Source organism: Pseudomonas sp. NPDC090592, assembly GCF_044769185.1.
GTDB lineage: Bacteria > Pseudomonadota > Gammaproteobacteria > Pseudomonadales > Pseudomonadaceae > Aquipseudomonas.
The window spans coordinates 180273-201291 of the sequence record NZ_JBIVXJ010000011.1 but is presented as its reverse complement, the minus strand read 5'-3'; the positions used below and the strand labels follow the sequence as shown (position 1 = coordinate 201291).

26 protein-coding genes are annotated in these 21019 nt (G+C 63.3%); 18 read left to right on the top strand and 8 right to left on the bottom strand.

Going from position 1 to position 21019, the window contains the following annotated elements; all coding sequences use genetic code 11:
• Positions 1 to 129 precede the first annotated feature (129 nt).
• Positions 130 to 450, bottom strand: coding sequence for a hypothetical protein (locus ACIQUI_RS12780; protein WP_391125184.1), 321 nt, complete (start codon positions 448 to 450; stop codon positions 130 to 132).
• 86 nt (positions 451 to 536) lie between these two features.
• Positions 537 to 1127: an isochorismatase family protein gene (locus tag ACIQUI_RS12775; protein ID WP_391125187.1), complete on the bottom strand. Its 591-nt coding sequence runs from the start codon at positions 1125 to 1127 to the stop codon at positions 537 to 539.
• Between the two features lie 180 nt (positions 1128 to 1307).
• On the opposite strand from ACIQUI_RS12775, the gene prmB reads away from it, so the two are divergent.
• On the top strand, positions 1308 to 2216 hold the full coding sequence (gene prmB, locus ACIQUI_RS12770; protein WP_016715065.1) for a 50S ribosomal protein L3 N(5)-glutamine methyltransferase: 909 nt from the start codon (positions 1308 to 1310) through the stop codon (positions 2214 to 2216).
• A gap of 105 nt (positions 2217 to 2321) precedes the next feature.
• On the opposite strand, the gene ACIQUI_RS12765 is transcribed toward prmB, so the two are convergent.
• Positions 2322 to 3104: a hypothetical protein gene (locus ACIQUI_RS12765; RefSeq protein ID WP_403198814.1), complete on the bottom strand. Its 783-nt coding sequence runs from the start codon at positions 3102 to 3104 to the stop codon at positions 2322 to 2324.
• A gap of 65 nt (positions 3105 to 3169) precedes the next feature.
• Positions 3170 to 4132 (bottom strand): alpha/beta hydrolase, encoded by a 963-nt coding sequence (locus ACIQUI_RS12760; RefSeq protein WP_403198812.1) that lies wholly within the window; start codon positions 4130 to 4132, stop codon positions 3170 to 3172.
• A gap of 225 nt (positions 4133 to 4357) precedes the next feature.
• Here ACIQUI_RS12760 and aroC point away from each other — a divergent pair, with 225 nt between their 5' ends.
• From aroC to ACIQUI_RS12745, 3 genes are all read left to right on the top strand, one after another.
• Positions 4358 to 5449, top strand: coding sequence for a chorismate synthase (aroC, locus tag ACIQUI_RS12755; protein ID WP_403198809.1), 1092 nt, complete (start codon positions 4358 to 4360; stop codon positions 5447 to 5449).
• 132 nt (positions 5450 to 5581) lie between these two features.
• A complete protein-coding gene (locus tag ACIQUI_RS12750) occupies positions 5582 to 6736 on the top strand; it encodes an MFS transporter (RefSeq protein ID WP_403198806.1) in 1155 nt (384 codons plus the stop codon).
• Positions 6736 to 7272, top strand: coding sequence for an oxidase (locus tag ACIQUI_RS12745; RefSeq protein WP_403198804.1), 537 nt, complete (start codon positions 6736 to 6738; stop codon positions 7270 to 7272). Before ACIQUI_RS12750 ends, ACIQUI_RS12745 begins: the two co-directional genes overlap by 1 nt.
• A 123-nt stretch (positions 7273 to 7395) precedes the next feature.
• Here the strand turns inward: ACIQUI_RS12745 and ACIQUI_RS12740 are convergent, their stop codons facing one another.
• Positions 7396 to 7668 carry a DUF3509 domain-containing protein gene (locus ACIQUI_RS12740; protein ID WP_391125206.1) on the bottom strand — a complete coding sequence of 91 codons (273 nt, stop codon included), beginning with the start codon at positions 7666 to 7668 and terminating at the stop codon, positions 7396 to 7398.
• 265 nt (positions 7669 to 7933) lie between these two features.
• On the opposite strand from ACIQUI_RS12740, the gene ACIQUI_RS12735 reads away from it, so the two are divergent.
• Together ACIQUI_RS12735 and ACIQUI_RS12730 are read left to right on the top strand one after the other, a co-directional pair.
• Positions 7934 to 8458: an ankyrin repeat domain-containing protein gene (locus ACIQUI_RS12735; RefSeq protein ID WP_403198801.1), complete on the top strand. Its 525-nt coding sequence runs from the start codon at positions 7934 to 7936 to the stop codon at positions 8456 to 8458.
• 59 nt (positions 8459 to 8517) lie between these two features.
• Positions 8518 to 9048 carry a hypothetical protein gene (locus ACIQUI_RS12730; RefSeq protein ID WP_403198798.1) on the top strand — a complete coding sequence of 177 codons (531 nt, stop codon included), beginning with the start codon at positions 8518 to 8520 and terminating at the stop codon, positions 9046 to 9048.
• Between the two features lie 124 nt (positions 9049 to 9172).
• Here ACIQUI_RS12730 and ACIQUI_RS12725 read toward each other — a convergent pair whose 3' ends face one another.
• A complete protein-coding gene (locus ACIQUI_RS12725) occupies positions 9173 to 10111 on the bottom strand; it encodes a ZIP family metal transporter (protein ID WP_403198795.1) in 939 nt (312 codons plus the stop codon).
• A 126-nt stretch (positions 10112 to 10237) separates the two neighbouring features.
• Here ACIQUI_RS12725 and ACIQUI_RS12720 point away from each other — a divergent pair, with 126 nt between their 5' ends.
• Both ACIQUI_RS12720 and ACIQUI_RS12715 read left to right on the top strand, forming a co-directional pair.
• Positions 10238 to 10429 carry a PLDc N-terminal domain-containing protein gene (locus ACIQUI_RS12720; RefSeq protein ID WP_012271091.1) on the top strand — a complete coding sequence of 64 codons (192 nt, stop codon included), beginning with the start codon at positions 10238 to 10240 and terminating at the stop codon, positions 10427 to 10429.
• A 239-nt stretch (positions 10430 to 10668) separates the two neighbouring features.
• Positions 10669 to 12726, top strand: coding sequence for an LTA synthase family protein (locus ACIQUI_RS12715; RefSeq protein WP_403198792.1), 2058 nt, complete (start codon positions 10669 to 10671; stop codon positions 12724 to 12726).
• A 233-nt stretch (positions 12727 to 12959) separates the two neighbouring features.
• On the opposite strand, the gene ACIQUI_RS12710 is transcribed toward ACIQUI_RS12715, so the two are convergent.
• Positions 12960 to 14432 (bottom strand): nitrous oxide reductase family maturation protein NosD, encoded by a 1473-nt coding sequence (locus ACIQUI_RS12710; RefSeq protein WP_403198790.1) that lies wholly within the window; start codon positions 14430 to 14432, stop codon positions 12960 to 12962.
• Positions 14433 to 14674: 242 nt separating this feature from the next.
• On the opposite strand from ACIQUI_RS12710, the gene ACIQUI_RS12705 reads away from it, so the two are divergent.
• The 3 genes from ACIQUI_RS12705 (at position 14675) to def (ending at position 16565) form a co-directional block, all read left to right on the top strand.
• Complete coding sequence (locus ACIQUI_RS12705; protein ID WP_016711918.1) at positions 14675 to 14854, top strand: CsbD family protein; 180 nt, start codon at positions 14675 to 14677, stop codon at positions 14852 to 14854.
• A 218-nt stretch (positions 14855 to 15072) separates the two neighbouring features.
• Positions 15073 to 16032 (top strand): YihY/virulence factor BrkB family protein, encoded by a 960-nt coding sequence (locus ACIQUI_RS12700; protein WP_403198787.1) that lies wholly within the window; start codon positions 15073 to 15075, stop codon positions 16030 to 16032.
• Positions 16029 to 16565, top strand: a complete 537-nt coding sequence (gene def, locus ACIQUI_RS12695; protein WP_403198784.1) for a peptide deformylase — start codon at positions 16029 to 16031, stop codon at positions 16563 to 16565. Before ACIQUI_RS12700 ends, def begins: the two co-directional genes overlap by 4 nt.
• Here the strand turns inward: def and ACIQUI_RS12690 are convergent.
• A complete protein-coding gene (locus ACIQUI_RS12690) occupies positions 16520 to 16888 on the bottom strand; it encodes a GNAT family N-acetyltransferase (RefSeq protein WP_403198781.1) in 369 nt (122 codons plus the stop codon). The genes def and ACIQUI_RS12690 overlap by 46 nt on opposite strands.
• A gap of 357 nt (positions 16889 to 17245) precedes the next feature.
• On the opposite strand from ACIQUI_RS12690, the gene ACIQUI_RS12685 reads away from it, so the two are divergent.
• The 7 genes from ACIQUI_RS12685 to ACIQUI_RS12655 all read left to right on the top strand — a co-directional run bounded on the left by ACIQUI_RS12685 (position 17246) and on the right by ACIQUI_RS12655 (position 20935).
• Positions 17246 to 17503: a DUF2790 domain-containing protein gene (locus ACIQUI_RS12685; protein WP_172285903.1), complete on the top strand. Its 258-nt coding sequence runs from the start codon at positions 17246 to 17248 to the stop codon at positions 17501 to 17503.
• Between the two features lie 142 nt (positions 17504 to 17645).
• Positions 17646 to 17900 (top strand): type II toxin-antitoxin system HicA family toxin, encoded by a 255-nt coding sequence (locus ACIQUI_RS12680; RefSeq protein WP_403198778.1) that lies wholly within the window; start codon positions 17646 to 17648, stop codon positions 17898 to 17900.
• Positions 17897 to 18229: a type II toxin-antitoxin system HicB family antitoxin gene (locus ACIQUI_RS12675; RefSeq protein ID WP_325979800.1), complete on the top strand. Its 333-nt coding sequence runs from the start codon at positions 17897 to 17899 to the stop codon at positions 18227 to 18229. The genes ACIQUI_RS12680 and ACIQUI_RS12675 overlap by 4 nt, the downstream gene beginning before the upstream one ends.
• 147 nt (positions 18230 to 18376) lie before the next feature.
• A complete protein-coding gene (locus ACIQUI_RS12670; RefSeq protein ID WP_403198775.1) occupies positions 18377 to 18802 on the top strand; it encodes a YybH family protein in 426 nt (141 codons plus the stop codon).
• A 44-nt stretch (positions 18803 to 18846) separates the two neighbouring features.
• Positions 18847 to 19191 carry a YciI family protein gene (locus tag ACIQUI_RS12665; protein WP_284354108.1) on the top strand — a complete coding sequence of 115 codons (345 nt, stop codon included), beginning with the start codon at positions 18847 to 18849 and terminating at the stop codon, positions 19189 to 19191.
• Positions 19192 to 19211: 20 nt separating this feature from the next.
• Positions 19212 to 19697 carry an SRPBCC family protein gene (locus tag ACIQUI_RS12660; RefSeq protein ID WP_403198772.1) on the top strand — a complete coding sequence of 162 codons (486 nt, stop codon included), beginning with the start codon at positions 19212 to 19214 and terminating at the stop codon, positions 19695 to 19697.
• Positions 19697 to 20935, top strand: coding sequence for an RNA polymerase sigma factor (locus ACIQUI_RS12655; RefSeq protein ID WP_403198769.1), 1239 nt, complete (start codon positions 19697 to 19699; stop codon positions 20933 to 20935). The genes ACIQUI_RS12660 and ACIQUI_RS12655 overlap by 1 nt, the downstream gene beginning before the upstream one ends.
• Positions 20936 to 21019 lie beyond the last annotated feature (84 nt).

Here is a 21019-nt window from a genome sequence, read left to right as displayed (position 1 = left end):
GTGCAGCCTGTGCCGGCCTCTTCGCGGGCACGCCCGCTCCCACAGGTACCCTGCTGCCCTCAGGCCCTGTGATATCCCTGTGGGAGCGGGCGTGCCCGCGAAAGGGCCAGTGCAGGCGATACAGCACTATCAGTCATGCTTTTTCATCAGGTGCGGCGACAGGTTCAACTCGCGCCCGCGACGCAAGCGAATCCGGCTGCGTCGCCAAAACCGCACACCCAGCCACAGCAGCAGCAAGCCAGCCCCGGCAAGGATGCTGGACAGTGGCTTATTGGTGTTGAGTTCTTGCAAGGCAGGGTAGTTGCCCAGCAGGCCGGCAACGCCTGCCATGGCCAGCAACACGCCCAGGGTCGCCAGCAGGGCCGACAGGCCGGCCGCCAGGCGGGCGCCCCAGTTACGCGGTTGGCGCGGGCGCAGGCGCTTGGCGTCGAAACTGCCTTTAAGCTTCATTCCGCTCTCCTCTGTGGATATCCGGAATTCGACCTGCTGCCGCCCATCGGGTTCCGCCCTGCTGCCGGGCGGTCGCGCCCGGTCGCTCAGATCAGGCTGGCGGTGGGGGCCACGCAAGCGAAGTTGTCGGCCATCACGGCCATTTCGCACTGGTGGATCTGCGCGGCCGGGATGACACCATCCTTGAAGGCCAGGTCGCGGGTCGCCGAGGCGTCTTCCACCAGGGTGCAACGGTAACCATAGTCCTTGGCGCGGCGCACGGTGGTGCTGACGCTGGAGTGGCTCATGAAACCGCAGACAATCAGGTCCAGATGGCCCAGCGCCTGAAGGGTTTCGTGCAGCTGGGTGTTCTTGAAGGCGTTGGGCATGCGCTTTTCAATGACGATTTCGCCTTCCTGCGGCTCGAGCCCCGGGATGAACTGGCCAGCCGGGCCCTGTGGGTCGAAGCGGCCACCGACAGTGCCCAGGTGGCGAACATGGATGATCGGGCGGCCGCTTTTGCGTGCAGCGTCGAGCAACCGGGCGATGTTGGCCACGGCCTCGTCCATGCCCGACAGCTGCAGGGGCCCACTGAGGTACTCCTTTTGCGCATCGATGATGATCAGGCTGGCGTGGCTCAGCTTGGCCGGCGGGTAATCGCGGCCAGTGAGGCGGAACATCGTGGTTGGAACGGACATCAAGGGCTCCTTCGATAGGGCTTTTGTATACCTATTGTCCCCTGCCTTGGCGCCAATGGGAATGGTTGACAACGCAAGCAGCGTGATTACTGGCCTGAGGCTAGCCATTGGGCAAGGCAAACAAACAAATGTGCGGGTGGGGCTGTTAGACTTTTGTCCGGTCTTAATCAGGAGTACCCCGTGATCACATCCCGCCTGCGCACGCTGCGCGACTACATCCGCTGGGCGGTCAGCCGCTTCCACGAGCACGACCTGTTCTTCGGCCACGGTGCCGACAATGCCTGGGACGAAGCCCGCCTGCTGGTACTGGGTGCCGTGCACCTGCCGTGGGAGGTTGCCGACAGCTACCTGGACTGCATGCTCGAGGACGACGAGCGGGTACGCCTGCAGCACCTGCTCAAGCGCCGTATCGAAGAGCGCGTGCCGGCCGCCTACCTGCTGGGCGAGGCGTGGTTCTGCGGCATGTCGTTCATCGTTGACGAGCGGGTGCTGGTGCCGCGTTCACCGATTGGCGAACTGATCGAAAAACGTTTCGAGCCGTGGTTGGCCAGCGAGCCGGCGCGCATTCTCGACCTGTGCACCGGCTCGGGCTGCATCGGCATCGTCGCCGCCGACGTGTTCCCCGAGGCCGAGGTAGTACTGGCCGACCTGTCGTTCCAGGCCCTTGAGGTGGCCAACCAGAATATCGAACGCCATGGCCTGGACGGCCGCGTGTATACCGTGCAGGGCGATGGCTTTGGCGGTTTGCCGGGGCAGCGTTTCGACCTGATCCTGTCCAACCCGCCGTATGTCGATGCCGAAGACTTCGACGACATGCCGGCCGAGTACCACCACGAGCCTGAGCTGGGCCTGGCCTGTGGCAACGACGGCCTGGACCTGGTGCGGCGCATGCTGGCCGAAGCGGCCGACCACCTCACCGACAAAGGCTTGCTGATTGTTGAAGTGGGCAACAGCCAGGTGCACGTCGAGGCGCTGTACCCCGAGGTGGACTTTGCCTGGCTGGAATTCGAGCGTGGCGGGCATGGCGTGTTCATGCTCACAGCCGAGCAGTGCCGCCAGCACCAGGAACTGTTCAAGGCCCGGGTCTGAGCCATCGGGGCTGCTTTGCAGCCCATTCGCGGGCACGCCCGCTCCCACAGGGATATCACCGGTCCTTGTGGGAGCGGGCGTGCCCGCGAAGCAGGCAACGCGGTCTCAGCGGGTGGCAATCCAGATCAGCAACCCCGCCTGGAACACCGCAAACGCTACCAGGCAGGTAATGGTAAAACGCAACCCGCCATCTTCGCGCTGGTACTTGGCCACCCGCTCATCGCGCTCGCGCAGTTGCGCTTCCTTCTCCTGCAACTGCTGATCGGCCTGCTGCAACAGGTTGGCCGCATCCAGAATCTCCACCCGCTGCAGGCGCTCACTGCTCCAGGCCGCCTTGAGCTGGCCCACCGTCATGTCCACGGTGCGCCCCTTCAGGTGCTGGCTATCCTCGTACTCCACTTCGATACCCACCCCGCGCAAGCAGTGGTCGCGGCGCAGGCGCGACTCTTCGCTCAGTGCATCCTTGCTCGGCAGCGGCATGCCCTCTACCCGGTAGTGCGACCACTTGCGCTGCAGCCACTGCACGGCCTGGGCCAGCATGAAGCGGCCGATGCCGCGGTTCACCGGCTCCAGTTGCAGGCCGTGCTCATTGCCAATGCGCACCAGGCGTTGGTCATGGTCAACGCGGATGTCCAGGCGGTTCTGTTCCTTGTGCACTTTTTGCCCGGGTAGCTGGATCTCCATGCGCAACAGGCTCTGGGCCTTGTCATGGCGCTCGGCATGGCCGAACTGCACAAAGCGCAGCGGCCGGGCGCCGGTGCTGCGGTCGGTGGGCTGGGCGGCCAGGCGCAGCAGCTGGAAGTGTTCGACGGCAAGGTCGGCCCAGGGCAGGGCGGCGCTTGGCTGGGGGTCTTCGGCCGGCTCTACGGCGGCGGGGGCGGTCGTCATCAGGGCTTGTCCTCGGCTATGCCTGCTGTATCGGCAGGCTTGCCGCGGACCTGAGCCCGTTTCGCTTACGCCGAGGGCAAATGCTGGATGAACGTCACAATTTGCTCACCCAGCTCGCGCGCCAGCGGCAGCTCGGGGTTGAGGTAGCTGTCGCGCTGCTGGCTCATGCCTTTCGGGCTGATGCGCAGCATGTGGTTCATGCCGTCGATCAACACCAGTTGTGCGTCCGGCTTGGCTGCTTTCAGCCGTTCGGCATCATTCACGTCCACCTGCACGTCGTTGCGCCCCTGCACGATCAAGGCTGGCATGGGCAGGCGGGCAAAGGCCGCTGCCGGGTTTTGCCGGAACAGTGAAATCAGGTACGGCTGCACGCTGGGGCGGAACACCTGGCGCAGCGGTGCCGGTACCTCCAGGCTGGTTTGCCCGGCTTGCAGGCGATCGAGCAGGGCGCTGCCACCGGCCAGTTGCGCTGGCGGCAGGCGCTGGGCCAGTTGTTCGCGCAGCACCTCGGCCAGCGGCCTGCCGCTGCCGGCAAGGGTGATGACCGCACTGGCACCGGCCTGCTCGGCGGCCAGGCTGGCGATCAGCGCGCCCTCGCTGTGGCCGATGAGAATCAACGGACCGAAGCGCGGGTCGGCCTTGAGCTTGTGGCTCCAGGCGACCACGTCTGCCACGTAGCGATCCACGCTGAGGTCTCGCTCGTCGGGCGTCGCCGGCTGGCTGGCGGCTACCCCGCGCTTGTCGTAGCGCACGCTGGCGATGTGCTCGTTGGCCAGCAACAGGGCCAGGCGCTTGAGGTTGTCGACCCGGCCCGTCGCCGGGTTGTTGCCGTCACGGTCGGTGGGCCCGGAGCCGGCGATTATCAGCACCACCGGCGGTGGGGTGGCCTGTTGCGGCAATAGCAGGCTGCCGTGCAGCACGCCCTGGCCGGTGTCCAGGTCGATGGGGCGTTGCAGCACGGTGGGGGCGGCGGCCTGGGCCAGGCTGGTGCACAGCAGGAAGAGCAAGGCGACGAAGCGCGACATCATGCGGTACTACAGTGGGGAGATGGTGTTTTGACCCAATGTTTTCGGGAAGGTTCTCGGGGGCGCATGGCAGGTTCGGCCCTTTCGCGGGCATGCCCGCTCCCACAGCTATTCCACAGTGTTCGGGGCTGTGGGAGCGGGCGTGCCCGCGAAGAGGCCAGCACAGGCGATCAAACCATCTGTATACTGCCGCTTTCGTCCATTTCAGGCAGATCTCGCGGAGCGTCCATGTCCGGCAATACCTACGGCAAGCTGTTCACTGTCACCACCGCTGGCGAAAGCCATGGCCCGGCGTTGGTCGCCATTGTCGATGGATGCCCACCGGGCCTGGAAATTTCCCTGGCCGACCTGCAGCACGACCTCGACCGGCGCAAGCCCGGCACCAGCCGGCACACCACCCAGCGCCAGGAAGCCGACGAAGTGGAAATCCTCTCCGGCGTATTCGAAGGCCGCACCACCGGCTGCTCGATCGGCCTGCTGATCCGCAACACCGACCAGAAGTCCAAGGACTATTCGGCCATCAAGGACCTGTTCCGCCCTGCCCACGCCGATTACACCTACCACCACAAGTACGGTATCCGCGACTACCGCGGCGGTGGCCGCAGCTCGGCCCGCGAAACGGCCATGCGCGTGGCTGCCGGCGCCATCGCCAAGAAGTACCTGGCCACCCAGGGCATTACCGTGCGTGGCTACATGAGCCAGTTGGGCCCGATCGAAATCCCGTTCAAGACCTGGGAATCGGTAGAGCAGAATGCCTTCTTCAGCCCCGACCCGGGCAAGGTGCCGGAGCTTGAGGCCTACATGGACCAGCTGCGCCGTGACCAGGACTCGGTGGGCGCCAAGATCACCGTGGTGGCCGAGGGTGTGATGCCGGGCCTGGGCGAGCCGATCTTCGACCGCCTGGATGCCGAACTGGCCCACGCGCTGATGAGCATCAACGCAGTCAAGGGCGTGGAAATCGGCGCCGGCTTTGCCAGCGTGGCCCAGCGCGGCACCGAGCACCGTGACGAGCTGACCCCGCAAGGTTTCTTCAGCAACAACGCTGGCGGCATCCTCGGCGGCATTTCCTCGGGCCAGCCGATTGTTGCCCACCTGGCATTGAAGCCGACCTCCAGCATTACCACCCCGGGCCGCTCGATCGACATCGACGGCAACCCGGTGGACGTTATCACCAAGGGCCGCCACGACCCGTGCGTGGGCATCCGCGCCACGCCGATCGCCGAGGCGATGATGGCCATCGCGCTGATGGACCACCTGCTGCGCCACCGCGCGCAGAATGCTGATGTGCAAGTGAATACCCCGGTGCTGGGCCAGCTCTGATTCACCCGTGCCGGCCTCTTCGCGGGCTTGCCCGCTCCCACAGGTAATGCGCTGCCCTCGGGGCCAGTGATATTCCTGTGGGAGCGGGCAAGCCCGCGAAGAGGCCGGCCCAGGTCCCCACAAGGCCACCCCATGCAACCCATCCCCTACTGGCGCCTGTCCAGCTTCTACCTGTTCTACTTCGCCTTGCTCGGCTCCACCGCCCCCTTCCTGGCGCTGTACTTCGATCACTTGGGTTTCTCCCCGGCGCGCATTGGCGAGCTGGTGGCCATCCCCATGCTGATGCGCTGCGTCGCCCCCAACCTGTGGGGCTGGCTGGGCGACCGCACCGGGCAACGCTTGCTGATCGTGCGCCTGGGGGCACTGTGCACCCTGGCCACCTTCGCCCTGATCTTCTTCGGCAATAGCTACGCCTGGCTGGCGCTGGTGATGGCCCTGCATGCGTTCTTCTGGCATGCGGTGCTGCCGCAGTTCGAGGTCATCACCCTGGCTCACCTGCACGGGCAAACATCGCGCTACAGCCAGGTGCGCCTGTGGGGCTCGATCGGCTTCATCCTCACCGTGGTCGGCTTGGGCCGCCTGTTCGAATGGCTGAGCCTGGACATCTACCCGGTGGCGCTGGTCACCATCATGGCCGGCATCGTTGCCGCCAGCCTGTGGGTGCCCAACGCACAACCAGCGGAGCAGGGCGAGCGTAGCGGCGCGGGTGGCTTCCTGCAGCAGCTGCGGGCCCCCGGGGTGATCGCGTTCTATGCCTGTGTGGCGCTGATGCAGCTCAGCCATGGGCCGTATTACACCTTCCTTACCCTGCACCTCGAGCACCTGGGTTACAGCCGCGGTGCCATTGGCCTGCTGTGGGCGCTGGGCGTGGTGGCCGAAGTGCTGATGTTCATGGTCATGAGCCGCCTGTTTGCCCGTTTCAGTGTGCAGCGCGTGTTACTGGTGAGCTTCCTGCTGGCGGCCTTGCGCTGGCTGTTGCTGGGCAACCTGGCGGGTGAGCCTGGCGTACTGATCTTCGCCCAGTTGCTGCACGCGGCCACCTTTGGTTGCTTCCACGCCGCCAGCATCGCCTTCGTGCAGGCCAGCTTCGGTGCCCGCCAGCAGGGCCAGGGGCAGGCGTTGTATGCGGCGCTGTCGGGCACCGGTGGTGCCTTGGGGGCGTTGTACTCGGGCTACAGCTGGAAACTGCTGGGGCCCACCTTCACCTTTGGTATGGCCAGTGCCGCAGCCTTGGCCGCAGCCGTTATCATTGCCCTTTGTTCGCAACCGACCAGGACCCGCCCCTGATGAGCATTCTCAGTGTTTTCCACCCCTCCAGCCCGGAACTGCCGAACAAGGTGCTGACCCACCACGACGATATCGCGGCCACTCTGGCCGAGCAGGGCGTGCGTTTTGTGCACACCGACACCGGCCTGAGCGTGCGCCCGGGCACGGCCCAGGAGCAGGTGCTGGAGACGTGCCGTGAATACCTTGATCAGCTGATGACCTCACACGGCAGCAAAGCCTTCGTGTTGTTGAACCGTGAGGGTGACGACCCGGTGCAGGCCGATGTGCGCGATGAGCATGTGCATGACGCCGACGAGGTGTTTGCCGTGGTCAGCGGGCGGGCTCAGGTTGGGCTGCGTTTGGGCGACTGGGTGTTTTCGTTGCTGTGCGAGAAGGGTGACCGGCTGGTGCTGCCGGCGGGGACGCGGCGCTGGGTTGAGTTGGGGGACAAGCCGTTTTGCCTGGCGTTGCGCTTGTATGGCAGCGAGCAGGGTGTGCAGGCGCGGTTTACCGGGGATGTGACTGCGCGGGCGTTTCTGGGGATCGACGAGCTGTAATGCCTGTGCCGGCCTCTTCGCGGGCTCGCCCGCTCCCACAGGGTTATCACTGTCCGGGAGGGCAGCGCTGAACCTGTGGGAGCGGGCGTGCCCGCGAAGGGGCCAGATCAGGCAACATCAAACTCAACGATAAGTCGGCAGGGCAAAGCGCTGCTGGCTCTGCAACATCGAAATCACAGGCAATTCACTGGCCTGTTCAGCCAGGTCCCGGCGAATGGCGCTGATCGCCCAGGACAGCTGCTCGGCACTGTGCAGTTGCCCATAGGTGAGCACCCGGCGGGTAACCTTGCCATCCGCTGCGCGCAGGGTCAGCAACACACCACCGTCAGGGCGGGCCTGGGTTTTCACCTGGTAAGCAGAAAATACCGAGACGAACTTTTGCTGGATGAGGTCCATATCAACTCCTGGCTGTTGTGTGGCAGACATGAGTAGATATTTGCAGCGACCGTGCCAGAACACGAAATCAGGAAAAACCCAGTAAATACAGGCTTTTAGGGAGGTTTTGCAGAAGCGCTGTCGTGCAGTCTGCATGGTCATGCATTTTGCACAGTGCATTTTGCACGGCTCAGTCGTTGCCTATCGGCCCCATAGAAACTGAACCTTTGACCGCACTGGCCTGCCTGACAAAAAATTAGGCAATCATTTCTGCCAGGAGGTTCCAATGACTCGCCAAGCCGCCCCCGCCACCATGACCGACGACGAAACCGCCGCATTCGCCGAGCAGGTTTTCGAACGTGCCCGCCAGGGCGATGCCGAAATGCTCGAGCGCCTGCTTGGCAGCGGCCTGCCGGCCAACCTGCGCAATCACAAGGGCGACACGCTGCTGATGCTGGCGAGTTACCACGGCCACCACGATGCAGTACGCGTGCTGCTGGCCAACGGCGCCGACCCGCTGATCGCCAACGACAATGGCCAGCTGCCCATTGCCGGGGCCGCATTCAAGGGCGACCTGGCAATGATCCGCCTGCTGCTGGAGCATGGCGTGCCGGTTGATGCTGCCGCACAGGACGGGCGCACCGCACTGATGCTGGCGGCCATGTTCAACCGCGGCGAAATCCTCGACTTCCTGTTGGCCCAGGGGGCCGACGCGGCGCGCCAGGACGCCCGTGGTGCGACTGCGCTGATGGCGGCACAAACCATGGGTGCAGTGGACGCCGCTGCACGCCTGCAAACGCTGGTCGGTTAACCGCAAGGGGGCATTTGCGGCTATCCTTGGCGACTTTTTACCCGTCGCAGGCCCCTTTCATGAAAACTCAGTTGCTCGAATTCATCAGCCTCATTGGCGCCGGCTGCATGCGCGAGGCCGATATCGAGCGCATCGCCGACGAGGCCGCCCAGGCCTATGCCGACCCGGCTGCCTTCCTTGCCGCCAACCCTGATATCAACTACGACGACACCTTCCCGATGCCGCTGGGTGAATGGGTGGTGCTGGGCAGCCTGCCGGACACCGTGGTGTTCCAGGCCGACAGCTACCAGGACCTTTTCCAGCTGATCAGCGACTCGTTCGACAACAGCGTGCCGTTCACCCTCAAGCCCAAGCAGCTGGCGCGCACCAAGCCACTGACCGCGCTCAACCGCATTCAGGTGCAAATGGGGGCCTTGAACAAAGAGGCCGGGGGTTATGTGCTGCTGAACTTCAGCCAGTTGCTGGATGACGAGTTGCAGATGGTGATGGTGGGGCAGAACGACCTGGCGCGGGTGCTGGAGTTGGGGGCTGAGGTGGGCATCAAGGTTGAGCCGGCGCTGGAAGCCCTGAAGGTCGCCGTCCACATTTGAGTTCACCTATCGCTTCTTCGCGGGCTTGCCCGCTCCCACAGGAACGCCACTGCCCTCAGGCCCAGTGATGTACCTGTGGGAGCGGGCGAGCCCGCGAAGAGGCCAGTACAGGCAACCTGAGTCTTCAGCCCAGCGCGGTATCCAGAAACATCATTACCGCAAACCCACCCATCAACCCCAGGGTCGCCGCCGTCTGGTGCCCATTACGGTGGGTTTCGGGTATCACCTCGTGGCTGACCACAAAGATCATCGCCCCTGCCGCGAGCCCCATGCTGATCGGGTAGGCGAGGGCAAAGCCGGTCGAAATCCCCAGCCCGATCACCGCTCCCAGCGGTTCCATCAGCCCTGAGCCAATTGCCACCAATGCAGCCTTAAGGCTGGACAGCCCGGTGGCGCGCAAGGCCAGCGCCACCGCCAGCCCTTCAGGGATGTCCTGGATGGCGATGGCGCTGGTCAACGGCAGGCCGATGTTCATGTCGCCGTTGGCAAAGCTCACACCAATCGCCATGCCTTCCGGGAGGTTGTGCAGGGTAATCGCCAGCACGAACAACCACACCCGGCTGATGCGCTCGGCCTCGGGGCCGCAGGGGCCGGTGCTTTCGTGTTCGTGCGGGGTAAAACGGTCCAGGCCCAGCATCAACAGCACACCCAGGCCCATGCCCAGCACCACGGTAAACGCCGCAGCCGGGCCGTTGCCGGTGATTTCGCGGGCGGCATCCAGGCCCGGCAGAATCAGCGAAAACGAACTGGCGGCCAACATCATGCCGGCGGCAAAACCCAGCATCACGTCCTGGGTGCGTGCGCTGACATCACGCAGCACCACCGCCAGCACCGCACCCAGTGCAGTAGCGCCAAAACCGGACAAGCCACCGAGCACGGCCAGGTGCAGGTTATCGGCATGGTCGCCGTTCACCGCGTTCCAGAAGCTGGCGGCCAGCAGCACGATAACTGCCAGCAGGCTCAACCCCAGGCCGGCGCTGAGCCAGGGGGTGTTCACGACTTGCTGGCGCCAGGCCTGCAGCATTGAGGGTGGAGCGGCACTTTGGCTGTGGGCGGGGGGCATGCGAACCTCGAATCTGTGAATACTGGCAGTCTACTCAGGGACCTGTGCCAACGGCCAAGGATTCCCTTCTATCGCTCTGATAGCTGACTATGCTGTGCAGCAAAGCCTTTGGACAGGAGTTTTGGCATGGGGTCGACATTCAACAGCCTGGTGGGGCTGATCATTCTGGCGCTGGATATCTGGGCCATCCTCAATGTGATCAAAAGTGGCAGCGAGGTGGGTATCAAGGTGTTGTGGATACTGCTGATTGCCTTGCTGCCGGTGGTGGGGCTGGTGATCTGGGCGATTGCCGGGCCGCGGGGGAATGTGCGGATCTGAACGCCTGTGCCGGCCTCTTCGCGGGCTTGCCCGCTCCCACAGGTTAAGCACAACGCCAGGGCCTGTGGTAATCCTGTGGGAGCGGGCAAGCCCGCGAAGAGGCCGGCACAGACAAAACCCGCAACACCCCCGTGACAAAATTTTCACATTGGTTTAAACAGAATCCGCTCCCGCACAATGCTGCGTTGGTCTAGCGCCAGCGCCTCTTCGCAAACCGCAATCCTAGGACCTTCCCATTCATGGCTAACACGGACGCCTTGAAGCAACAGGGCGCGCGAACGTCGTTTTCGCCAACCCTGAAATCCCACCTGGCCTACACGCTGCTCAGCGGCCTGGTGATCATGCTGATGCTCAGCCTGGTGCGCCTGGCGCTGCTGGTCTACAACAGCGACATGGTCGGCGATACGCCGTATTCCACCGTTGCCGAAGGCTTCCTGAACGGTTTGCGCTTCGACCTGCGCGTTGTGGTCTACCTCAGCATTCCGCTGCTGCTGGCAATTCTCAGCCCCTGGGCCATGGCCCGGCGTGGCGTGTTCCGCTTCTGGCTGACCCTCACCTCAAGCGTGGTGATGTTCCTCGGCCTGATGGAAATGGACTTCTACCGCGAGTTCCACCAGCGCCTCAACGGCCTGGTGTTCCAGTACATCAAGGAAGACCCGAAAACCGTCATGAGCATGCTCTGGTACGGCTTCCCGGTGGTGCGCTACCTGCTGGCCTGGGCCTTCGGCACCTGGCTGCTGAGCCTGCTGTTCAAAGGCATCGACCGCATCACCCGGGGTGAGGGCGTGCAGCGCGTTGCGCCGTGGTACAACCGCCTGGCGGTGTTCATGGTCATTCTGCTGGTGGCGGTGGTCGCCGCCCGCGGCACCCTGCGCCAAGGCCCGCCGATGCGCTGGGGCGATGCCTTCACCACCGATTCCAACTTCGTCAACCAGTTGGGCCTTAACGGCACCCTGACCCTGATCGACGCCGCCAAGAGCCGCTTCGGCGAGGACCGCGCCAACATCTGGAAGCCGGTACTGGAGCAGAACGTGGCCACGCAAAGCGTGCGTGAACAGCTGCTCACGGCCAACGACACCCTGGTCGACGCCGACGAGGCAGCTATCCGCCGCGACTTCGTGCCGCCGGCAGAGGGCACCCTGCCGATCAAGAACGTGGTGGTGATCCTGATGGAGAGCTTCGCCGGCCACTCGGTAGGCGCGCTGGGCAGCCCCAACAACATTACCCCGTACTTCGACAAGCTGGCCAAAGAAGGCCTGCTGTTCGACCGCTTCTTCTCCAACGGCACCCATACCCACCAGGGCATGTTCGCCACCATGGCCTGCTTCCCCAACCTGCCAGGTTTCGAATACCTGATGCAGACCCCGGAAGGCGGCCACAAACTGTCTGGCTTGCCAGCCCTGCTCAGCGCCCGCGACTACGACGATGTGTACGTCTACAACGGTGACTTTGCCTGGGACAACCAGTCCGGGTTCTTCGGCAACCAGGGCATGACCACCTTCATCGGCCGCAACGACTTCGTCAACCCGGTGTTCTCCGACCCGACCTGGGGCGTGTCCGACCAGGACATGTTCGACCGCGGCAATGAGGAACTGGCCAAGCACGACGGCAAGAAGCCGATCTACGCGCTGCTGCAGACGCTGTCCAACCACACCCCGTACGCGCTGCCGAAGGACCTGCCGGTCGAGAAGGTTACTGGCCAGGGTCGCCTGGACGAGCACCTGACAGCCATGCGTTATTCGGACTGGGCGCTGGGCCAGTTCTTCGAGAAGGCACGTAAAGAGCCGTACTTCAAGGAAACCCTGTTCGTCATCGTCGGCGACCATGGCTTTGGCAACCACCAGCAGGTCACCGAACTGGACCTGGGTCGTTTCAATGTGCCGTTGCTGCTGATTGCCCCGGGCATTCAGGAGAAGTTTGGTGCGGTGAACCACACCGTGGGTACCCAGGTTGATATCGTGCCGACCATCATGGGCCGCCTGGGTGGCCAGACCCGTCACCAGTGCTGGGGCCGCGACCTGCTCAACCTGCCTGAGGGCGACCAGGGCGTGGGCATGATCAAGCCGTCGGGCAGTGAGCAGATCGTTGGCCTGGTACAGGGTGATCGCATCCTGATCGAGTCCAAGGACATGAGCCCGCGCATGTACCGCTATCAGCTGGGCAGCGAGTTCAAGGCCGAGCTGATCGAAAGCCCGGACCAGCCGGAAATGCTCAAGAAGCTGGAAGCGTATATCCAGACAGCGACCAAGAGCCTGCTGGACAACACCGCCGGTGTCGTGCACGGCACACCGAAGTAAGGCTGCAAGAAGGGCCGCTTTGCGGCCCATTCGCGGGTAAACCCACAGAACTCACATCTACTGATTTAGCAGGGACCCTGTGGGAGCGGGCGCGCCCGCGAACACCGGCAAAGCCGGTGCCATCCACTGCGTTGCCTGTTTCGCGGGCGCGCCCGCTCCCACAGTAACTGTGCTGGCTTCGAGCTAATATTATACCTGTGGGAGCGGGTTTACCCGCGAAGAGGCCGGTAGCCTCAGCGGCGAACCGGCAGGCTTAGCTCAGAGGTAGCCCCGTCGGCCGTAGTCACCGTCGCAGTAAAGCTGTGCAACCCGTCGATGTTCTCCAGCACCTGGGCAAACCGTGCCTGCCCCTGCGTGCCGCTGTTCACCAACACCTCCCCGAGATACTGCTGCGCCTCGCTACCTTGCGCCTCGGCATTGCCAAAGAACTCCACCCGCAACAGGCTGGACACCGGCCCCTGCGCCTCGCCGCGCAGCACATTGCCTTCCAGTGCAATCAGCCGTGGTGCCTGCTGGTTATGGTTGGGCAGTGGCTGGCAAGGCTTGGGCTCGCCCTTGGCATCGCAGATGATCGCCTGGTCTTTTTTTGGCAACTCGGCCCCGACCCCGCGTGACCCCACATAAAGCGCATGCGCCTGTGCCGGCACGCCAAACACGATGGCGCCGGTGCGCTGGTCTGGCACGCACGAACCGCCTGCCTCGCAGCGGCGGATATCCTGGCTGTTGCCCCAGATGCGGTTGGCGCTCAAGCGCGTTGCCGTGGTCTCGGGCTCCGGCCGCAGGGCCACACCGATGCGGTTGCCGTGGATCAGGTTGCCGTCGAGGATGTTGCCTTCGCCGGTAACGCTGACGCCGATCGAGTTGCCACTGAAGGTGTTGGCCGCCAGGTAGTTGCGCTTGCCCCAGTTGATCTGCAGGCCGTCGGAGTAGTTTTCGAAGCGGTTGCGTACCACGCTGTTGTCGTTGCCCAACAGAATCTCGATGCCCTGCGAGGGCTCAGGGTTGGCCGCGGTGGAGCGGAACAGGTTGTCGGCCACCAGGTTGAAGGCGGCACCGCGGGTCAGCTCCAGGCCGTCGCCATTGTCGATCAGCTGGTTGCGCAGCACCTTGTTGTTGTTCGTGGTGGTGGCGGTGGGGTTACCCGCGCCGTCGTCACCGGTCAGCATGATGCCCGCGCCGCCTTTGTTGGCGACGATGCGGTTGTCTTCGATCACGTTGCCACTGGCGCGGTTGACCAGGATGCCGATGCAGAAGTTGCGCACCTCCAGGCCGCTCAGGTGCACGCCCTGGGTGTCACGCAGTACCAGCCCGGGGTTGGTGGTGGTGCGCACGTTGGTGCCGAACTGGCCGGGCAAGGCGCCGGGGCAGGTGCGTACGCCCTGGTCCTTGATGTAGGCCGAGCCATCGATGGCGATGTACTGCCCATCGTGAGCCCAGGGTAGGCCGGTGATGCGTACCGGGCCTTTGATTTCCGGCAGGGCACGGCTGGGGCGGATCACGTAGGGCGGGTTGCCGACGGCGGCGATGTCGATGCGGTAATGGCCGGGGTTCTGGTTGCTGGTTTCGATGGCCCAGCGCAGCGTGCCGGGTTGGCCGTCGTCGGCATAGTGGTCGACACGCAGGGTTACGGGGCTGGCCGGTGCGGCGGCAAGGGTGGGCAAGGGGAGCAGTGGCAGCAAAGCCACGAGTGCAGGCATCAGGCGCATGAAGTGCGGGTATCCAAGACATTGTTCTTATCGAGTGCCCGCCTGCGTTGGGCGGACGTTTGCGGGGATTCTAGGGCAGCCAGGGCGGCTGCGCAGAAGGGCGGGGGCGATTCGGTGCGGTATTCGCCCGCAGTTTTGCCGCTCGGCTCAAACGATACAAATCCATTGAAACTCTTGGCGAAGGCGGTGGGTCCACCCTCTGTCGACACGGTTTACGTGTCTCCCATTGCAGGAGTTTTGCCATGAGCGGTACTAAAGACAAAGCGAAAGGCTTGGCCAACGAAGCGGTCGGCAACATCAAGCAGGGGGTTGGCAAGGTGACCGACAACGACAAGCTGCGGGCTGAGGGCAAGGCGCAGGAGCTCAAAGGCGAGGCGCAGCAGATCAAGGGCAATGTGAAGGATGCGGTGAAGAAGCCTTGATTTGAGCCAACCTGTACCGGCCTCTTCGCGGGCACGCCCGCTCCCACAGGTACTGCGCAAGACCTGGCGATGGTGCTGTACCTGTGGGAGCGGGCGTGCCCGCGAAGGGGCCGGGCCTGTTGTTAGCAAATTCTTCAAGCATGGCCGGGAGCAGCACAGCAACCGCATGGTCTATTAGACTTGTCCGTTGTAATGATCAAGCGGCGAAAGGAGACGCTATGATTTTTCCCGCCCTGCAGGGCCTGCCCTTGCACCGCGTGCTGGTGCGCACCATCAAGGAATTTCTTGATGACGAGATGTCTACCTATGCCTCCGCGCTGGCTTACCAGGCATTGTTCTCGCTGTTCCCTTTCCTGCTGTTTCTCATTGCCTTGATTGGTTTCCTGCACCTGCCAGACTTCTTTTCCTGGTTGCGCCTGCAATCGGAACTGGTGCTGCCACCCCAGGCGCTGGAGCAGGTAAACCCGGTGATCGACCAGTTGCAGCAGTCCAAGGGCGGGCTGTTGTCGGTGGGTATCGTGATTGCCTTGTGGACCGCTTCGGCCGGCGTGCGCCTGATGATGAGCGCAATGAACGCCGCATACGACGTGCCCGAAGGCCGCCCGGTGTGGAAGCGTATTCCGCTGTCGATCTTCTACACCGTGGGCCTGGCTGGCATGCTGCTGGCGGCCGCCGCGCTGATGGTGCTGGGCCCGCAGGTAATGGAGTGGATCGCCTCCCAGGTCGGCATGCAGGAATTCATCGTTACCTTGTGGACCATCCTGCGCTGGCCGGTGATCGTCATCCTGTTGATGGTGGCGGTGGCGCTGATCTACTACGTGATGCCTGATGTAAAACAGAAATTCCGCTTCATTACCCCAGGCTCGGTACTGGCGGTGGTGGTATGGATCGTGGCTTCGCTGGGCTTTGCCTACTACGTGAAGACCTTTGCCGACTACAACGCCATGTACGGCAGCATTGGTGCAATCATCGTGCTGTTGCTGTATTTCTATATCTCGGCCGCCGTACTGCTGCTTGGCGCCGAAATGAATGCAGTGATCGAGCACATGTCAGCCGAGGGCAAAAACCCGGGCGAGAAGGATTTCGGTGAGCACAAGGCCCCCGACACCATCACTGTGCTGGGCCATGAGCACCCGGCTTCGAGCGAGCCGCAATCATCCGAGCCTGACCCCAGATGATCCGTGACATTCTCAAGATGGGCGACGAACGCCTGCTGCGCATCGCCCCGCCCGTGCCCGAGCACCTGTTCGGCACGGCCGAATTGCAGCAACTGATCGACGACATGTTCGAAACCATGCGCCATGTGGGCGGTGTAGGCCTGGCCGCGCCGCAGATTGGTATCGACCTGCAACTGGTGATTTTCGGTTTCGAGCGCAGCGAGCGCTACCCGGATGCCGAAGCTGTGCCGCAGACCATCCTGATCAACCCGGTGATTACGCCGACGTCTACCGAGGTCGAGGACGGCTGGGAAGGTTGCCTGTCGGTGCCTGGCCTGCGCGGCGTGGTACCGCGCTTCAAGCACATCTGCTACGAAGGGTTCGACCCCCAGGGTAACCCGATCAACCGCTTTGCCGACGGCTTTCATGCACGGGTGGTGCAGCACGAGTGCGATCACCTGATCGGGCGCTTGTACCCGTCGCGCATCCAGGACTTCGCCAAGTTCGGTTACACCGAGGTACTGTTCCCCGGGCTGGACGCCAGCGACGACTGAGCCCGCTCCAGCGCTACCAGGCGTTTGCTGCGCTGGTAGCGCAGCAGGCGGCCGGCCAGGGCCTCGGGCAGTTGGCCGGCCAGGTGGAAACCCAGGCGTTGATAGAAGGGCGCCAGGTCCGGGTGGCAGAACAGCCAGACCGGCCCATTTGCCTGCTCCAGCACCGCATCGATCAGTCGCCCGGCTACCCCTTTGCTGCGTTGTTGCGGGTCGACGAACAGCCCGGTCAGCCAATAGCCATCACCCACGGGGCTCAGGCTCAAGCCCGCAATAATGCCCGGCGCCCTTGCCACCCACAGTTGCGCGTCGCCCGCAGCACGCATGCGCGAGCCATGCTGGCGGTAAAAATGGTCCAGCAGCCGGCGTTCCGGGGCCGGAAGTGCCGAGCAGTGAAGATTTTTTAATGCGATGGCGAGTCCTGCCCTGATAGCTGGCCAAAGGCTCTGGCCTGATGGTTTGCGACCAATTTGACGCAGATTGTTGCAAATTCGGCAAGGGTGAATATCCGACTACGGGGTTCAACTATTGCCAGGCGGGAGTAGACTTTTACACATCCCCCCTGGCAGTACGAAGCGGGATCGGTACTTCGTGCCATCTTCACCGTAGATGGCAACTTCTCCGCGCCGTTTATGGCAATAGAAGTCAATCGATCAGCTTGAATGCTCAAAAGGCAAACCCACATGAAACCATTACTGATTCTTGCATTGGTCGGTATGTCCTCGTTCGCCCTCGCCGATGAGGCCAAACCCGTCTCCAGCCAGCCTGTGGCCCAGCAGTACGACTACTCCATGAACCTGGATATCAAACGGGTGATCAACCTGTCGACCATCCCCAATGTCTGCGAAGTGGTACCTGCGACCATGACCTATGAAGACCACCAGGGCCAGGTGCACACCATTCAGTACCGGGCCATGGGTGAGGGTTGCCAGCAGGGTTGATCATAGCGTCGTCCGGTATTGGTGGCCTCCGTCGTCGTCTCGCAGTGATGCGGGCCACCCCGCCGTATCTCAAAGTCACCCATGTAAAATCCTGAACGAATATCGAGGAATAAGTGCTATCTTTATCTGATAGCATTTTTCGATGAACACTCGATACCGCAAGATTCTTGATGCAGTTTTCCGCACGCCGACCACGGCGTCGTTGGCTTTCTCCGAGATTGAGGCACTGATACTCCATCTAGGGGGGCAGGTGCTGGAGCGCCAAGGTTCAAGAGTCAAGATGATGCTTGGCGGCCAATGCTGGAGGTGCCATCGGCCTCATCCGGGCAAAGAAGCCAAGCGGTATCAGATTGAAGAGGCCCGTGAATTTCTCTTGCGGGCAGGAGTCAGGACATGAGTTGCATGCGCTACAAAGGCTATGCCGCGCGTATCGAGTACGACGCACGTGATGATATCTTCGTCGGCCGTGTGCTCGGTATGCGGGACATCATCAGTTTTCACGCAAGCTCGGTGCCCGAGTTGCATGATGCATTTCGCGAGGCGTTGGAAGACTACCTGGCCGATTGTGCAGAGCAGGGCATCGCACCGGAGAAACCAGCCTCGGGTAAAGTGATGCTGCGTATACGCCCTGAAGTTCATGCCGCCGCCAGTGTTGCTGCCCGTGCTGCCGGCAAAAGCCTGAACCAGTGGGCTGACGAGGTTTTTGAACAAGCGGCAATGGCCTGAGGCAGGGCGCCCCCGGGTGCTACCGTGCCAACATCAAAGCGGAATAATTTTCAGCACCTGTCGATTCCTCCGCCCCCCGTTCGACCATAGCTGAAGGCACGCTTCACAGTGTGCCCAATCCCTATGTCCTGTCGGAGGAACACCCCGATGAGCACCGCAGCCGAAACCGAGATCCGTCAACTGATCGAGCGCTGGATGCAGGCCGTGCGCGATCGCGACATCCCCAACATCACCGCCCCCTACGCCGACGACATCGTTGCCTTCGATGCCATCCAGGCCCTGCAATTCAAAGGCAAGGCCGCCTACACGGCGCATTGGGAAATGTGCATGGGCATGTGCACCGGCCCCATGGTCTTCGAACTGGCCGAACTCAGCGTACATGCCGCTGGCGACCTAGCGCTGGCCCACTGGCTGAACCGCTGTGGCCCGGGCGATGACGAGAGCCAGTGCGGCTTCATGCGGGCCACCGTGGGCTATCGTCGTCAGGCTGGCCAGTGGCAGGTGATCCACGAGCACTGGTCGGCGCCGTTCGACATGGAAACGCAAAAAGCCCTGTTCGATCTCAAGCCCTGAGCCGTTATCGCCAAACGCACTTTGCCAAAGCCCTGGAGGCGACCATGAAATACCTGTGCCTGGTCTATTGTGACGAGGGGCTGCTGCACAGCCTGCCTGACAGCCCGGAAGATGCTGAATGCATGGCCTACGCCGAAGCCATCCACGGCTCCGGGCGCATGCTGGCGGCTGAGGCGCTGAAGCCGGTGCAGACGGCCACCACGGTGCGCGTGCGTAACGGGCACATGAGCCTGACCGACGGCCCGTTTGCCGAAACCAAGGAGCAGCTGGCCGGTTTTTACCTGGTGGAGGCTCGCGACCTGAATGAAGCGCTGAACATTGCCAAGGGCATTCCCGCCGCACGGGTGGGCAGCGTCGAGGTAAGGCCGGTGCGCGAACTGCAACCCTGACCGCTACGGAGAACAACAGCATGAGCCTTGCACCCAATGCGCAAGCGCAACACGAGTTGTCTATCAGCCGCCTGATCGACGCACCACCGGCCAAGGTGTTCCGCGCCTGGACCGAGCCCCAGTGGCTGATGCAGTGGTGGGGGCCGCACGGCATGACCACCCCGGAGTGCGAGATGCAGTTATGGGCCGGCGGCCTGTTCCGCACCCTGATGCGGGCGCCGGATGGCAGCGAGTACCCGACCCAGGGCGTATTTCTGGAAATTGCCGCGCCACGTCGGCTGGTGTTCACCGATGCCTTCAGCCCCGGTTGGGTGCCGTCGAACAAAGCCTTCATGACCGCTGTGATCAGTTTTGACGAAGAGCAGGGCAAAACCCGCTACACCGCCCGCGCCTGGCACTGGAATGCCGCAGACTGCCGGGCCCACGAGGAAATGGGCTTCTACCAGGGCTGGGGAGAAAGCCTGGACCGCCTGGTGGAGGTGGTAACCCAGCGGATGCCCGACTGATGACGGCACTGGCACAGGTGCGCGCCGAAGTCGAGGCGGTGTACCGGCGGGAGTCGCGGCGCATCCTGGCAACATTGATCCGCCTGCTGGGTGATTTCGACCTGGCCGAGGAGGCCATGCATGATGCCTTCTTCATCGCCGTCGAGCGCTGGCAGCGCGATGGTATCCCCGATAACCCCCGGGCGTGGCTGGTGTCCACCGGGCGCTTCAAGGCCATCGATGCGCTGCGCCGGCGTGCCCGTTTCAACCGCTCGCAGGCAGACTTGAGCATGCTGCTCGACGGCCAGGCACAAGACCCCAGCGAAGAAGAACTGTTGGCGGACGACCGCCTGCGGCTGATCTTTACCTGTTGCCACCCGGCCTTGTCCGCCGATGCCCAGGTACCGCTGACCCTGCGTGAAGTCTGCGACCTGACCACCGAGCAGATTGCCCGCGCCTTCCTGCAAAGCCCGGCCACCATTGCCCAGCGCATTGTCCGCGCCAAGGCCAAGATCCGCGATGCCGGCATCCCTTACCAGGTACCGGAACTGAGCGAACTGCCCGAGCGCCTGGAGAGCGTGTTGCGGGTGATCTACCTGGTGTTCAACGAAGGCTACTCGGCGTCATCGGGCGAGGCGCTGTTGCAGCAAGCGCTGAGCGATGAAGCCATCCGCCTGGCGCGGTTGCTAGTGCAGCTGCTGCCTGATCCGGAAGCGGTCGGCCTGCTGGGGCTGATGCTGCTGCAGGCGTCCCGGCAGCAAGCGCGCACCGATGCCGAGGGCAACCTTGTGCTGCTGGAGCAGCAAAACCGCAGCCTGTGGGACCGGCAACGGATTGACGAAGGCTGCGAGCTGGTGCGTCAGGCCCTGCAAAGCCGGGCGTTTGGAGCCTATACCGTGCAGGCGGCGATAGCCGCGGTTCACGCAGAAGCAGCAACGGCTGAAGAAACGGACTGGGGGGAGATCGTCGGGCTGTACGACGTGTTGCAGCGGCATTGGCCGTCAGCGGTGGTAGAGCTGAACCGGGCTGTGGCGCTTTCGAAGCGGGATGGGCCGGAGGCCGGTTTGCGGGCCGTCGAGGGAATCCTGGTGCGTGGTGAACTGCTGGACTATCACCTGGCACATGCGGCGCGGGCTGAGCTGCATTACCAGCTGGGGCAGGTGGAGGAGGCGCGGGCGGCGTGGCGGCAGGCACTGGCCTTGACCCGGCAAGAGCCCGAGCGCAGGCATATCGAGCGGCGGTTACAGGCCACTGAGTGATGTTTGCAGTACTGGCCTCTTCGCGGGCAAGCCCGCTCCCACAGGGATCTCACAGCATTTGTGGGAGCGGGCTTGCCCGCGAAG